The 14,308-nt window shown below is 63.5% G+C and carries 11 protein-coding genes and 1 tRNA gene; 5 read left to right on the forward strand and 7 right to left on the reverse strand.

Annotation, left to right across the window (positions count from 1 at the left end; genetic code table 11):
- Window positions 1–17 precede the first annotated feature (17 nt).
- The 3 genes from GQB00_RS17935 to GQB00_RS17945 all read right to left on the reverse strand — a co-directional run bounded on the left by GQB00_RS17935 (window position 18) and on the right by GQB00_RS17945 (window position 2,910).
- A complete protein-coding gene (locus GQB00_RS17935; protein WP_228276895.1) occupies window positions 18–1,361 on the reverse strand; it encodes an ABC transporter substrate-binding protein in 1,344 nt (447 codons plus the stop codon).
- A gap of 6 nt (window positions 1,362–1,367) precedes the next feature.
- Window positions 1,368–2,414 (reverse strand): DUF1116 domain-containing protein, encoded by a 1,047-nt coding sequence (locus GQB00_RS17940; RefSeq protein ID WP_165857306.1) that lies wholly within the window; start codon window positions 2,412–2,414, stop codon window positions 1,368–1,370.
- A gap of 422 nt (window positions 2,415–2,836) precedes the next feature.
- Window positions 2,837–2,910 (reverse strand) — tRNA-Gly (locus GQB00_RS17945).
- A 200-nt stretch (window positions 2,911–3,110) separates the two neighbouring features.
- On the opposite strand from GQB00_RS17945, the gene GQB00_RS17950 reads away from it, so the two are divergent.
- The 5 genes from GQB00_RS17950 to GQB00_RS17970 all read left to right on the forward strand — a co-directional run bounded on the left by GQB00_RS17950 (window position 3,111) and on the right by GQB00_RS17970 (window position 9,862).
- Window positions 3,111–5,789, forward strand: a complete 2,679-nt coding sequence (locus GQB00_RS17950) for a diguanylate cyclase (RefSeq protein ID WP_165857307.1) — start codon at window positions 3,111–3,113, stop codon at window positions 5,787–5,789.
- A 72-nt stretch (window positions 5,790–5,861) separates the two neighbouring features.
- Window positions 5,862–7,595: a potassium/proton antiporter gene (locus GQB00_RS17955; RefSeq protein WP_111497118.1), complete on the forward strand. Its 1,734-nt coding sequence runs from the start codon at window positions 5,862–5,864 to the stop codon at window positions 7,593–7,595.
- 79 nt (window positions 7,596–7,674) lie between these two features.
- Window positions 7,675–8,670 carry a CobW family GTP-binding protein gene (locus GQB00_RS17960; RefSeq protein ID WP_165857308.1) on the forward strand — a complete coding sequence of 332 codons (996 nt, stop codon included), beginning with the start codon at window positions 7,675–7,677 and terminating at the stop codon, window positions 8,668–8,670.
- 149 nt (window positions 8,671–8,819) lie between these two features.
- A complete protein-coding gene (locus GQB00_RS17965) occupies window positions 8,820–9,377 on the forward strand; it encodes a L,D-transpeptidase family protein (RefSeq protein WP_165857309.1) in 558 nt (185 codons plus the stop codon).
- A 206-nt stretch (window positions 9,378–9,583) separates the two neighbouring features.
- Complete coding sequence (locus GQB00_RS17970; protein ID WP_111497115.1) at window positions 9,584–9,862, forward strand: Lpp/OprI family alanine-zipper lipoprotein; 279 nt, start codon at window positions 9,584–9,586, stop codon at window positions 9,860–9,862.
- Window positions 9,863–9,930: 68 nt separating this feature from the next.
- On the opposite strand, the gene GQB00_RS17975 is transcribed toward GQB00_RS17970, so the two are convergent.
- The 4 genes from GQB00_RS17975 to GQB00_RS17990 all read right to left on the reverse strand — a co-directional run bounded on the left by GQB00_RS17975 (window position 9,931) and on the right by GQB00_RS17990 (window position 14,264).
- Window positions 9,931–10,710 carry a slipin family protein gene (locus GQB00_RS17975; RefSeq protein WP_111497114.1) on the reverse strand — a complete coding sequence of 260 codons (780 nt, stop codon included), beginning with the start codon at window positions 10,708–10,710 and terminating at the stop codon, window positions 9,931–9,933.
- Window positions 10,711–10,749: 39 nt separating this feature from the next.
- Window positions 10,750–12,195, reverse strand: a complete 1,446-nt coding sequence (locus GQB00_RS17980) for an NfeD family protein (protein ID WP_165857310.1) — start codon at window positions 12,193–12,195, stop codon at window positions 10,750–10,752.
- A 285-nt stretch (window positions 12,196–12,480) separates the two neighbouring features.
- Window positions 12,481–13,395: a L,D-transpeptidase family protein gene (locus GQB00_RS17985; RefSeq protein WP_228276928.1), complete on the reverse strand. Its 915-nt coding sequence runs from the start codon at window positions 13,393–13,395 to the stop codon at window positions 12,481–12,483.
- A gap of 278 nt (window positions 13,396–13,673) precedes the next feature.
- Complete coding sequence (locus tag GQB00_RS17990; protein WP_111497111.1) at window positions 13,674–14,264, reverse strand: TMEM165/GDT1 family protein; 591 nt, start codon at window positions 14,262–14,264, stop codon at window positions 13,674–13,676.
- Window positions 14,265–14,308: the final 44 nt, after the last annotated feature.

The following is a 14,308-nucleotide window of genomic DNA, read 5'->3' on the forward strand; positions in this document are numbered from 1 at the left end:
TGCATGGTTTTTACGGCTTACTGAGCGGAAACTTCGCCGTCCTTGAGCTGGACGACGTAGACGTTGGGCTCGTTCTGGCCACTTTCCTTGCCTTCCGGGCCGTCCTTGAAGAAGCTGATGTCGCCATTGACGCCCTTCACATCGACGCCCCAGAGCGCATCACGGATCGCCTCCGGTTCGGCGGTGCCGGCATCCTCGATGGCGGCGGCAATCGTCATGATGCCGTCATAGCCACGGAACCCCTCGCTCAGCCCCGGGAATGAATAGCCGGCGTCATTCCAGGCTTTGACGAAGCCTTCTGCCACCTCGGGATAGACCGCGCTTTCCGCTGTCCAGGGGGAGAAGAACAGAAGATGGGTGCTGGTGTAGCCGTCCGGACCCGGCGATTCAAGCAGGGGTTCAGGGAATGACCCGCCCGTGGTGACGATACGCTGCGGCAGTTGCTGTTCCGCCGCCTGACGGATACCGAGGGTGAGTTGCTCGACACCGGAGGTCACGATCAGCGTGTCACTGCCGGTATCCTTCAAAGCCGAGAGTTGAGCAGACAGGTCGACAGCAGAGGGAGCGACCGTCTCCTTGCGGCCGATTTCGATGCCGTGCTCCTTGAACATCTTCTCAAACTCCTGGGACGCGCCGAGTCCCCAGTCGTTGTTCACGGACAGGAAATCCACCTTCCTGATCGGCGGATCGAACGTCGCCAGCTTCTTGGCGAAAGCCTGGGCCTCCATCTCGGATGTGGGAGCGATCCGGAACACCCAGGGGTTACCCGCTTTGGTGATCTTGCTCGATGAGGAGGTCTCGACCACCATCGGCACGCCGTACTCTTCCAGTTTGGGCATGGTGGCGAGGGTGAACGTGGAACTCCAGGCACCCATGATGACGGGCACTTTATCCCGCAGGATCAGCTTCTCGGCGGCGTTGACCGCCTCTCGCGGGTTGGACTTATTGTCCTCGATGATCAGTTCCACCTCGCGACCCAGCAGACCGCCGTCTTCGTTGATTTTGGCCGCCGCAATCTTCGCGCCGTTCGTTACGTAGTTGCCCGATGCAGCCACAGAACCGGTCAATGGCTGTGAGACCCCTATCTTGATGGGATCGGCCGCAAATGCTGAGGTGGATGCCAGGGTACCGACCAGCAGCGAGGCCAGTAAGCGCTTTGTACTTAACATGGGTCGTTCCTCTCGTGTTTTACGATGCGTTGGTTGGCGCTTTCTCAAACGTGGTTGTTGTTGGTTTTCCCCGGCCAGCCTGAGACCGGGAAACATTCGATCACCAAGCCGCCCGGAACTTTCCTCGGAAGTAAGCTCGCAGAACGGGAAAAATCGGGGGCGCTCCAGGGTTTCGGTGACGTTGAAAGGCATGGATCGTCATTGGGCCATCCTTTCCGTCAACTGCTGGAAGAGGGTCAGTGGCGGCTGGTAAAAGCCTTTACCGAGTATGCCGCCTTCCTGATCAGCTCCGACCAGGGCGAGGTTGATGATGGGCGGTGTTTGGTGGCGAACCACCTCTGCGGGGCTGACAATTCCGGTGTCTGCATCAAGCACGGTAGCGTGACGGCTTTCCCAGTCATCAGGGAGCAGGTCCCGCCATTCGCTCACCAGAGAGGGCGCGCAGTTGAGGGCCTGGCCACCGAGGCCGCATAGGTCGATGACAGCGCTGTCGCCGATTGCCCCAAGGGCAGTCTTGCCAACCTGAGCGGGGAACCTTGGGCCCGTTGGCGGTTCGGCGACTGTCGTGAGCCAATGGCGTTGGCTTTTCAGGCGCAGTCCGAACTCCCGGCCATTGCCGCCACCCGCGGCGATAGCGCTCTTGCCGTAACGCAAAAGCCAGCCGCAGGCGCCCATCAGCACCGGTAGAACGAAGCCCGGGCTCTTTTCCAGCAGCGTGCGATAACTTTGGGACAGACCGCTCAGGTGGCTCAGCAACGCATGGTTGGCCTGGTCAGTCAGGGTATGGCAGTCGTTGCCGTTGGCCAGGGCGTATTCAATGACGCTTGCGAGTGGAACGGGATGTTTGGCCAGCGAATCATTCAGCTCCATGGCAGCGAAACGCGCATGCAGTCGAAGGTTACCCACGCACTGTGAGTCAGGCGAGCCGAAACGTAGGGCTGGAGGTGCACCCTCAACGAGGGGGGCGTAGACGTGACGGTCGCCATCGCCAATAACGAATACGGGCATCGACGCCGAAACCACCTGGGCCAGCGGTGTGGTGACACCGAAGTCCTGGGCGGGACTCAGCCTGAAATTCCCTCGTTCGAGCATGGCCGCGGCGTCTTTTGCATTGTCTGCAAGACGCTCGAAAAGAACGGCGTTGATGGCCGCGTTGTGGACCGGTGCGGGTAAAGGGCCTTCCGCATAGGGCGGTCCAGCATGTAACAGCGAGCGGGCATGGACGTCGGGAACTACCTCGCCCAACGGGACTACCCCTTCGAGTCGAAGAGTATCAAACCGACGGTACCTGTTTTCAGGGATATGCGTCATGGCGTCTTTACGCTTGCATTTGTGTGTTTAGACACTTTGCATACACAAGCTGTGCCAGTCGCTTAAATTTGAATTCTTTTTTATTTATATCTTTGATTTTTATAATTAAAAATGCAGGTTATCTATAACGCTATGAATGGGAGATGTGTCTGTTCGATGTCTCAAATAAGATCAGTGTACTGATTAATGCACCAAATGAAGGCTGGCCCGGACAGGCCTTTTTTGGGTCTCAGGAGGCGGAAGCGCAAACGATTTGAGAGCCATCGAGCCGAATAGTCAGGAGCAGCAATTTGCATGCAATCCTGTCAGGCCGGGGTGGCCAAGTGTCGTGGCAGTAAGCATGATGCGGGATAAGCTGGAGCGGGTGAAGGGAATCGAACCCTCGTCGTAGGCTTGGGAAGCCTCTGCTCTACCATTGAGCTACACCCGCGCGTCCGGTGCCAATATAGATTGTCAATTCCTGTCAGGCAAGGCTTCGGCACAGCGGCGCTGTGCTACTATGCAAATGATGTTCTGACCACCCGGGAATAGGCATTGACCACAGGTTCGCGTCCAGCTTTTCGTCGCGCGATGGTCCAGGGATGGCCGGTCCTGTTCGTTTTCATCATCGGGACGGCGCTTACGATATTTGTGGCCCAGCGCACGGCGGATGCCGAGCGTGAGGTCGTGCATTCCCGTTTCGAGCAGGAAGCGCGCTCGCGCATCCTGCTGGTCGAGGAGCTGATTCAGGGGCAGATGCTGGAACTGGACGCCCTGCGCCGCTTCATTTCCCTGGAGTCCGAGCTCACCCGCAGCGAATTCAGCTCGCTGGCCCGCCTGTCCGACCGTATTCCCATGACCGTGGCCTGGATCGAGAGCGTTTCTGCCGATCGGCTCGACGCCTACCTCGAACGCATGGACTACTACTATCACTTCCGCTACCACCTGCGCCGTCCGGCCGCGCTGCTGGCCAGCCAGGTCGCCAAGCCGCCCCGGCACTTTCCGGTCAGCTACCAGGAGAGTAGCGTCCCCGAGGCCAACCTGGTCGGGGTGGACACCGCTTACCTCGAGGACCGGGTGCGTGCCTACGAGCGGGCCATGGTCGGCGGTGTGCCGGTGCTGATCAGCGGCATTCGCAACCTGGACGACCCAGGCGATGCCTCCGGCGTGCTGGTTGTCGCGCCGGTCTTCCATGAGGACGCCGGGCGCGGCGTCACCGACCGTCATTTCGGCACCCTGCGCGGTTTCGTCACCATGGGGTTCCGGCTAAGCGACTTGGTTCAGTGGCTGTCCACGGTGCATCAGGATCGCCCCGGCATGATCCTGAGCTTCCGCGGCGATGCGGATCCGGCTTCTGGAAGCGCCGGACCGATGATCGCCGGGCTGTCCTACACCGACACTCTGGCGCTGGCGGACGGCGCCATGGCAGTGACCGCGGTGCCGGAGCGCATCGATGCCTGGCAGCCGCGACCCACGGCGATCGTGGTGTTGCTGACCGGGATCACCGGGACCGTACTGGTCGCTGCCCTGCTGGGCACCGCGTTGTATCGCCGACGTCAGGCGGAGGCCAGCGTGGAGCGTCGTACCGTGGAGTTGCGCGGTGCGCTGGATGCGCTTTCCGAGCTGGAGGCGCGCTGGCAGTTCGCGCTGGAAGGCTCGGGGGACGGGGTGTGGGACTATGACATCGCCAAGCGCGAAGTGTTCTTCTCCGACGGCTGGAAATCCATGTTGGGGTACACCCGTGACGAGATTGGCTCGGGGCCCGATGAGTGGGTGGAACTGATTCATCCGGACGACGTGGCCGCCTGCCGACACGACCTGATGGAACACATCGAGGGTAAGGTGCCCTATTACGAAAACGTGCACCGGCTGCGCTGCAAGGATGGCAGCTACAAATGGATTCTGGATCGCGGCAAGGTCATCGAATGGGCCGCACCGGGCCAGCCCGCGCGGATCATCGGCACCCACTCGGACATCAGCCACGTCAAGCAGACCGAACTGGAGCTGCGCGAAACCAACGCTTTCCTGTCGGGCCTGCTGGCGTCAGCGGAGAGTGTGGCCATCATCACCGCCAGCCAGGAGGGCACGGTCACCCTGTTCAACCGCGGCGCCGAGGCACTGCTGGGCTACCGCGCCGAGGACGTGGTGGACAAGGTCTGCCCCACGCTGTTTTACGATCACGACGAACTGGAGGCCTGGGGGCACTGGCTGTCGGCCCAGGCCGGGCGGACGGTGCACGGGTTCGAGGTGCTCAAGGCGGGCATCGAACAGGGGCATTTCGCCTCGGAGCGCTGGACGTTCGTGTGCAAGAACGGCGAGCGCCGCAAGGTGCAGTTGACCCTGTCCAAGATCCGCGACGGCGAGGGCGAAGCCCGGGGCTACCTGGCGATCGCCACCGACATGACCGACTACCTGCGGGCGGTGGATGCCCTGGAACAGAACGATCGCCTGCTGCAGGACCTGACCGCCAACGTGCCCGGTGTGATCTACCAGTTCCTGGTGCGGCCGGACGACACCAGCTGCTTCCCCTACATCAGCGACGGCGTGCGGCGGGTTTTCGAGATCTCGCCGGAAGAAGCCAACCGGGATGCCCGCAAGGCGCTGGCCCGCATCCACCCGGCGGATATCGAGGAGGTCGACGCCTCGATCCGCAAATCCGCCAAACAGCTGGTGCCCTGGGTCTCGGAGTTCCGTGTCAGGCTGCCGTCCTACGGCGAGCGCTGGCTGCGGGGCGAATCCACGCCCCGGCGAACGCCGGACGGCGGCACCGTCTGGCATGGCTACATCTCCGACATCTCCGAGATCAAGAAGCTGGAGTTCCAGCTGCGCGAACAGGCGACCATCGATCCGCTGACCGGCGCGTTCAACCGGCGCCATCTGGAGAGCTACTGGAAGCGCGAGATGGCGCGCTATCGGCGCCAGGAGGAGGCCTTCTCGATGATCCTGCTGGATATCGACCACTTCAAGACCGTCAACGATGCCCATGGGCACGATGTCGGCGACGAGGTGCTGGTGTCCCTGGGGCGCCTGCTGCGCAGCGAGGTGCGTTCCACCGATGTGGTGTACCGGCTGGGCGGCGAGGAGTTCCTGGTGCTGTGCGAAAACACCGAGCTGGACGGTGCGCGGCGCCTGGCGGAGTTGCTGCGGGACCAGCTACGCCAGCGTGCCATGCCCTTCCCGGGACGTGTGACCGCCAGTTTCGGGGTGGTGGAGGTCGAACTCGATGAGCCCATGGCGCAGGCCTTCAAGCGTCTCGACGAGCTGCTCTATCTGGCCAAGGCCAACGGTCGCGACCAGGTGATGTCATCCCCCTACGAGTCCGCGCTCTAGGTACTGCGACGATCCTCCGTTCATTCTGAGAAGCCGGACCTGATATGATGCCGGGGATTGGATGGAGATAGCATGGACCCGACCCTCACCCTGATTGGCGCCCTGATGCTGGTGATCAGCATCCTTCTGAGCCCCCTGTCCAGCCGGCTGGGCATGCCCGTTCTTCTCATCTTCCTCGGCGTCGGGATGTTGATGGGGGAAGACGGGCCCGGGGGGATCCGCTTCGACGATTTCGAGCTGACCTTCGTGGTTGGCAACCTGGCCCTGGCGGTGATCCTGCTGGACGGCGGGATGCGCACCCGGGCCGAAACCTTCCGCGTGGGCCTCAAGCCCGCCCTGCTGCTGGCCTCGGTTGGCGTCTTGCTGACCGCCGGTATCGCCGCGGTGGCGGCGCACTGGCTGTTCGGCTTGCCCTGGCTGGCGGCGCTGCTGATGGGCGCCATCATCTCCTCCACCGACGCCGCCGCGGTGTTTTCGCTGCTGCAGGGGCGCGGTCTGCACCTGAACGAGCGGGTGGGCGCGACCCTGGAAATCGAGTCGGGTAGCAACGATCCCATGGCGATCTTCCTCACCCTGGCCCTGCTGGCGCTACTGACCCGGGAGGAGTCCGGGCTGATGGGCAGCTTCTGGCTGTTGATCGAACAGTTCGGTATTGGCGCGGTCATGGGGCTGGTCGGCGGCCGCCTGATGGTCTGGCTGGTCAACTGGGTGCGCCTGATGCCGGCGCTCTATCCGCTCCTTGTGGTAGCCGCAGGGATCGTCTTGTTCTCGGTGACGAACCTGCTCTCGGGCAGCGGTTTCCTGGCCATCTACCTGGCCGGTGTGGTGCTGGGCAATCGCTCGGTGCGGATGATGCCGATGATCCTGCAGGTGCACGACGGCCTGGCCTGGCTGGCGCAGATGAGCCTGTTCCTGATCCTCGGGCTGCTGGTGAATCCCAGCCAGCTCATGCCGCTGGCCGGTGGCGCCCTGGTGCTGTCGCTGGTCCTGATCCTGCTGGCGCGGCCGCTGGCGGTGTTCGCCACTCTCTGGCCGTTCAGCTTCAATCGCCGTGAGCTGACCTTCATCAGTTGGGTCGGGTTGCGCGGCGCGGTGCCCATCGTGCTGGCGTTGTTCCCGATGATGGCGGGCCTGCCCGAGGCGCCCCTGATCTTCAACATCGCCTTCTTCGTGGTGCTGGTGTCCCTGTTGGTCCAGGGCAGCTCCCTGGCCCGTGCGGCGCGCTGGCTGCGGCTGGAGGTCCCGGCGCCGGAGGAACCCTACCGGCGCCTGCCGCTGGACGTACCGGCGGCCGGTGATCACGAGCTGATGCTGTTCCCCTTGCGCGGCGACCGCTGGGCCGATCCGCGCCCGCTGCGCCGGCTCCAGTTGCCTGAACGCGCCGCGGTGGCCGGCATCTTCCGTGAGCGCCAGTGCCTGTCGCCGGCGCCCGATACCGAAGTGCGCCAGGGTGACGTGCTGGCGGTGTTCGCCCTGTCCGACAGCCTCACCCAGTTGGGCCAGACCCTCAGCGGGCGGGAGCCGCCGCGTTACCTGATGGAGCGGGCCTTCTTCGGCGACTTCGTGCTCAACGGCGACGCGCTGCTCGGGGATGTGGAGCAGGTCTACGGCATCGAGTTCGACGAGCTGCCACCGGACCTGTCCCTGGCGGACTGCTTCGCACGTCGCACCAAGGGCCATCCGGTGGTGGGCGACCAGGTCAGACTGGGCCCGGTCACGCTGGTGGCGCGGGCCACCGAGGCCGATCGCGTTACCCAGGTGGGCCTGAAGGTCGACGACGGCCACAAAACCACACCGGGTTTCTGATCCCCGCGCCGGTGTGGCGTCGTTCCGCCCACGGGCATCGTGATAATATGGTTACGTTATAACGTATTTAGGTTGTGCCATGGCGATTCCCACCCACCTGATCCTCGGTTTTCTCGGCGCCGGTAAGACCACCGCTATCCGCCATCTGCTGACGCAGAAGCCGGCGGACGAGCGCTGGGCCGTTCTGGTCAACGAATTTGGCGAAGTCGGCATCGACGGCGCCCTGCTGCGCGACAGCGGGGCGTTCGTGCGCGAGGTACCGGGCGGTTGCATGTGTTGTGCCGCCGGCCTGCCCATGCAGATGGGGCTGAACATGCTGATCCGGGAAGCGCGCCCCGACCGCCTGTTGATCGAACCCACCGGGCTGGGGCATCCGGCGCGGGTGCTGTCGACCCTGCGTGGCGAGTTCTATCGGGACGTGCTGGATCTCCGCGCTTCGGTGACGCTGGTGGATCCGCGCCGCCTTGAGGAAGCGCGAGTGTGTGACAACATCAATTTCCGCGACCAGGTGGCGGCCGCCGACGTGCTGGTGGCCAGCAAGGCCGACCTGTGCAGCGACGACCAGCTGGCCGGTTTCTGGGCCTGGTCGCAAGCGCAGCAGCCGGCCAAGCAGCGACTCGGGACGATCAGGCAGGGTCAGTTGCCGCTGGGCTGGCTCGACGGGCCAGGCGGGACGGCGACGTTTGCCGATCCCCATGCCCACGACGCCATGATCAAGGAGGCGTTACCGACCTTCGACGACCTGGCGTTCTCGGTCGCCTCGGGGCAGTGGGTGCGCCGGGAAAACCGGGGCCAGGGCTATGCCAGTCTGGGCTGGGCGCTGCCGGCTGCCACGTTGTTCCAGACCGACAGGCTCTACCGCGCGCTGGGGAACGCCGATCTGCGACGGGTCAAGGCCGTGGTACGCACCCCGTCCGGCTGGCAGGCAGTCAACGGCCAGGAAGGCGACCTGGCGACCTATCCGATCCGCGAGCAGACCATGGCCCGGATCGAGCTGATTGCGGACCGGCCGCTGGACGCGACCTGTTGGGAGCGCCGCCTGCGTGATAGCGTTGTGTCTGCTTCCGGGGAATAGACGGGCGACGGCGGGAATGTGTCGGCGATAGCGACAACGGGTCGCAGATTGAAACCTGCACACATCGCAGCGTAACGATTGGAAGTCGAATGGCCCCGGAGGCTGTGCTATATAAGGGGCATTAACTTTCAGCAATCTACTGGTTTTCTATGCTTTTCCGACGTTTGGCGTTTGCTGCGCTGTGGAGTTTATTGTGCCTGCCGACGGTGTCTGCCGCCGCCGGTAATCTGGCGATGGCGCCGGCGGCCTATCCTGAAACCATGCCCGGTCAGCAGCAGGCCCTGCGTGTGGATCGGGTTGTGGTGCACAAGGCCAAGCGTCGCCTGGATCTGATGGCCGACGGCCAGCCCGTCCACTCCTACCGCATTTCCCTGGGCGACAATCCGGAAGGGCACAAGCTGTTCGAGGGCGACGAGCGCACCCCCGAAGGCGAGTACACCCTGGACTGGCGCAACCCCGGCAGCCAGTACTACAAGTCCATCCACATCTCCTACCCCAACGACCGTGACCGCGAGCTGGCTTCGGCCTGGGGCCTCGACCCCGGCGGCCAGATCATGATCCACGGCCTGCCCAACGATGTCGGCGACATGGCGTTTGCCTACGCCGGCCTCGACTGGACCGACGGCTGCATCGCGGTCAGCAACGAGGCCATGGACCAGATCTGGAAGCTGGTCCCGGACGGCACACCAATCCGTATCCTCCCCTGACGCGTCACTTTAACGTACGTGTTACGAACCGGTAATTGGCTAACGTAAGATCCTGATCTATAGTTCTCTATTCGTAAGGCGGTGTTCTACACTGCTAATGGCGAACTGGACGTCGGTTTGTCCATCACTGCGGAACAGACAGGGAGTTCGTTCCATAGACTTCTGCAGTCATAGGAAGCAATAACCACCAATAAGGGGTAATGAGAATGCGTAAGTTGATGATCGCAGGTTTTGCACTGGCCACCGCTCTGACTGCTGGCTGTGCCAGCAACCAGCAAGCAATTGATGACGCCGCAGCAACTGCCAACTCTGCAGAGCAGACTGCCAGCAACGCACTGAGCACCGCGAACTCCGCTCAGAGCCGCGCTAACGCTGCCTACGAGAAAGCAGAAGAAGCCATGGCCGCCGCCATGGAAGCGCAAGAGTCTGCTGAAGAAGCAAACGAGCGCGCCAAGCGTATGCTGCAGAAGTCGAGCATGAAGTAAGACGCTCCGACGATGCACAAAAGGGCCGGCACTGCCGGCCTTTTTTGTGTCTGCCGGAAAGGTGTGGCTCAGTTGGGCGTGTCGTCGTTCGACGGTTTGCCGCGCTTGCCAAAGCTTTCCATGATGTCCATCGGTAGTGGGAACACGATGGTGGAGCTGTTGTTGGTGCTCATGTCGGACAGGGTCTGCAGATAGCGCAACTGCAGCGCCGCGGAATTGCGTGACATGACGTTGGCCGCCTCGACCAGTTTCTCCGAAGCCTGCAGCTCGCCCTCGGCGTGGATCACCTTGGCCCGGCGTTCCCGCTCGGCTTCCGCCTGACGCGCAATGGCGCGAATCATCGACTCGTCCAGATCCACGTGCTTGATCTCCACGTTGGCGACCTTGATGCCCCATTCCTCGGTCTGGGTATCGATGATCTCCTGGATGTCCGCGTTGATCTTATCCCGCTCGGTCAGCATCTCATCGAGATCGTGCTTGCCCATCACCGACCGCAGCGTGGTCTGCGCCAGCTGGCTGGTGGCGGTACCGTAGTTTTCCACCCGGATGATGGCTTTCTCCGGATCCACCACCCGGAAATACAGCACCGCGTTAACCTTGACCGTGACGTTGTCCTTGGAGATGACGTCCTGGCTGGGCACGTCCAGCGTGATCACCCGCAGATCCACCCGGATCAGTTGCTGGATGCCGGGAATCACGATGATCAGCCCCGGTCCCTTGACGCCTTGAAAGCGCCCCAGGAAGAACACCACGCCGCGCTCGTACTCCGGAATGATGCGGATGGCGGCGCCCAGGATCAGTAGAATCAGAACGGTTGGCGCGATATACGGTATCAGACTACCCAGCATAACCTTCCTCCCCGTCTTGAACGGTGTTCATCTCGCGTGTCAGTGGTTTGAATCGTCCGGTTCATCGCCGCGTTCGACCCGGGCGGTGAGGCCGTCGATCCGGGTCACGCGGACCGGCTCGTCCTTGTGGATCTCGGAGGGGCTGGTGGCGTTCCAGCGCTCCCCGTTGAGGCGCACATGGCCTCTGTAAAGATCGTCGTCCCGGGCGAAACTGTCCAGCGCCACACCCTGTTCACCTTCCATCTGTTCCACGCCGCTGACCACTTGGCGCCGGCGCAGCCCGACGAAACGGGTCACCACCCACAGCAGGAAACCACCGGCCACCGCGGCGGTGCCGCCAATCACCGGTAACGAGATCGCCTGGTTGGTGCCGTCCATCAGGATCACCGACCCCACCACAAAGGCGATCAGCCCGCCCAGCCCCAATATGCCGAAGCTGGGCATGAAGGCCTCGGCGACGATGAACGCCAGCCCCAGAAGAATCAGCGCCAGTCCCGCGTAATTCACCGACAGCACCTGGAAGGCAAACAGCGCCAGCAGCAGACAGATGGCGCCGATCACGCCCGGCACCAGACTGCCCGGATTAGCCAGCTCGAAGATGATGCCGTAGAAGCCGATTATCATCAGGAAATAGGCCACGTTGGGATCGGTGAGCACCGACAGCAGCCGCGTGCGCCAGTCCGGATCGATGCGCTCCAGGGTCAGGTTGGCGGTGTTGAGGGTGCGTTCGCCGCCGCTCATCACCACGCTGCGGCCATTCATCTGGTTCAGCAGGTCGGGCACGTCCTCGGCGACGATATCGATCACGTTCTGCGCCAGGGCGTCCTCGGCGTTGAGGTTGATCGCCTCGCGCACCGCCCGCTCGGCCCAGTCGGCGTTGCGCCCGTGGCGGTCGGCGAGGCCGCGGATGTAGGCCACGGCGTCCTCCAGCACCTTGCGCTCCATGGCGCTGCCGTCGCCGGACGGCGCCGATTCCTGCTCGGTCTGGTCGGTGTCCTCGCCGGATGGGCTGGATGGCGCGTCCTGCTCCTCGGATTGTCCGGGGACGCCGCCAAGCTGCACCGGCGTGGCCGAACCCAGGTGAGTGGCCGGCGCCATGGCGGCGACGTGGCTGCCGTAGAGAATGTAGGTGCCGGCACTGGCGGCGCGGGCGCCCGGCGGAGAAACGTAGGTGGCCACCGGGATCGGCGAGGCCAGAATCGACTTGATCAGGCTGCGCATGGACGACATCAGCCCGCCGGGGGTGTCCATGGTAATAACCACCAGGCGAGCGTTGCTGTCGCGGGCGTGATCCAGGCCGCGCTCCACATAGTCAAGGGTGGCCGGGCCGATGGCGCCGTCGATGGTCAGCACCACGGCGGTGCCGCCGGCGTCGGCGGATTCGTCAGCGGCGTCGGCCAGGGCGATGGTCATGCCCAGGATGATCAGCAACAGGCTGATGCCGGGCACCAGCTTGCGGGGTCTGTGTTGGCGGATCCACGTCATGGGCCACACTCCTGTCACGCAGACGGGTGGTCAATCGGCTTGTCCCGAATGCATACGGACGTCGCGCAGGTTTCTATCACCGGAAGAAGCACCCGGAAGGAACATCCGGATGAATCGCAGCACGTCCGCTAACCCTTTCATCATGAACCCGAATCGCGTTCAGGGCCAGTCCAGGGGCGTGGTTGCGTGAGGCATGGCGGGCACCGGCCGGTGCCCCGGGGAACGCCGTGCCGAAGGCGGCAGGCGCTGGCGTGATCGGCGCTCAGGGGCGAGCGCCGGCAGGGATCAGAGCGACTCGGCGGCGTCTTCGCCTTCGGCGTGGGCCTTGGCCATCTGGTGCACCTGTTCGCCCACCAGGCGGGGAATGCCGTCCGCCTGGTCGATGGCCAGCTCCACCGCCTGGCGCTGGAACTCAATGCCCGGATGCTGCTCCATGAGGGCGTCCATCCGGGCCATCACCTGTTTCCACAGCTGGTCGCGGGTGGCGTCATCCATCTCTTCCTTGGGCCGATGGATTTCCAGCCAGACTTCGTTGCCGCTCATGCCCACCTTGACCGGCTGCTTGACGAAGCGCACCGGCGTGCCCTTGGGCACCTGGTACACCAGGTCGGAGATGTCCTGGTTGTACATGCGCACGCAGCCGTGGCTGACCTGCATGCCGATGCCGAACTTCTTGTTGGTGCCGTGGATCAGGTAGCCCTTGGCGCTCAACTTGAGAGCGTAAGGGCCCAGCGGATTCTCCGGGCCGGGCGGGATCATGCGCGGCAGTTCCTCACCATCGGCGGCGTATTCGGCGCGCACGCTTTCCGGCGGATACCAGGCGGGCGATTCCAGGCGCATGGTGACGGACGCCTCGGTCAGCGGCGACGGGTTCTGTTCGGTGCCCACGCCCACCGGGTAGCTGCGAACGCCGCCGTCGGTGTAGTAATAGAGCCGGAATTCCGCCAGGTTGATGACAATGCCTTCGCGTGGCGCATCCGGCAGGACGTGCTGCTCGGGCAGGGTGATGTGCGTGCCGTCACCGGGCAGCCAGGGGTCAACGCCGGGGTTGGCATGGACCAGCTCCAGGTAGCCGATGCTGGTGCGGGTGCCGATGTCGGCGAAGGTGTCCTCATAGCGGGTGGTCATGGTTTCCAGCTGACCGATGAGGTCGCCCTTGATCGGCATGATCGGCTGATCCGCCAGGGCGACGGAGCTCATCAGCAGGATCGAAGCCGCGATCAGGCCCTGTCTGAGAAAATGCATCACTGAATATCCTTGGGACGGACGTCCGTGTTATTAAACCATCGGGCAGGCCCGGGGGCCAACACAGTCCCTGTCGGGGCGCCGGCCTGCACTGCCTTCGGATAAACCGGTTGCGGGTCATCGGTCGAGTCGACCGGAAGGCCCCGCGACGGCCACAAAGAGGCCATTATTCCACAGTCACGCGTCGCTTTCTCCGTCACGAGTGTTGCAAACGTGTGTTTCCGGATGACGGTTCAGTAATTCAGCAGGGCCCCGGCGCTGCCGTTGAGGGCGGTCCACAGGGTGATGATCCCCAGCAGGATGAACAGGCCGCAGGCCACCAGGCGCGCGGTGGCCAGTGGCAGGCGGTCCATCAGCCACTTGCCGGCGACGATGACCGGCACGTTGGCCAGCAGCATGCCGACGGTCGTGCCGAGGATAACCAGCGAGGTGGCGTCGTAGCGGGCGGCCAGCACCACGGTGGCGATCTGGGTCTTGTCGCCAATCTCGGCGATAAAGAACATCAGCGTGGTGGCGGTGAAGGCGCCGAAACGCAGCAGGCCGGCGTCCTCGCTGTCGTCCTTGTCCGGGATCAATAGCCACAGGGCGATGGCAATGAAGCTGGCGGCCAGGATCCAGGGAAGCCAGTCGGCCGGTATGACCTTCGCCAGCCAGGCACCGAGCAGCGCCGACAGGGCATGGTTCAACAGGGTGGCCACTACGATGCCCATGATAATCGGCAGACGTTTGCTGTAGCGGCAGATCAGGAACAGCGACAGCAGTTGGGTCTTGTCACCGATTTCGGCGATGGCCACGGCCAGTGTCGAGGCGAGGAAAGCGTCCATGAATACTCCGTAGGGGCGGATTTTCCGAGAACACAGGGATAACT

Source organism: Marinobacter sp. JSM 1782161 (assembly GCF_011421605.1).
Taxonomy (GTDB): domain Bacteria; phylum Pseudomonadota; class Gammaproteobacteria; order Pseudomonadales; family Oleiphilaceae; genus Marinobacter_A; species Marinobacter_A bohaiensis.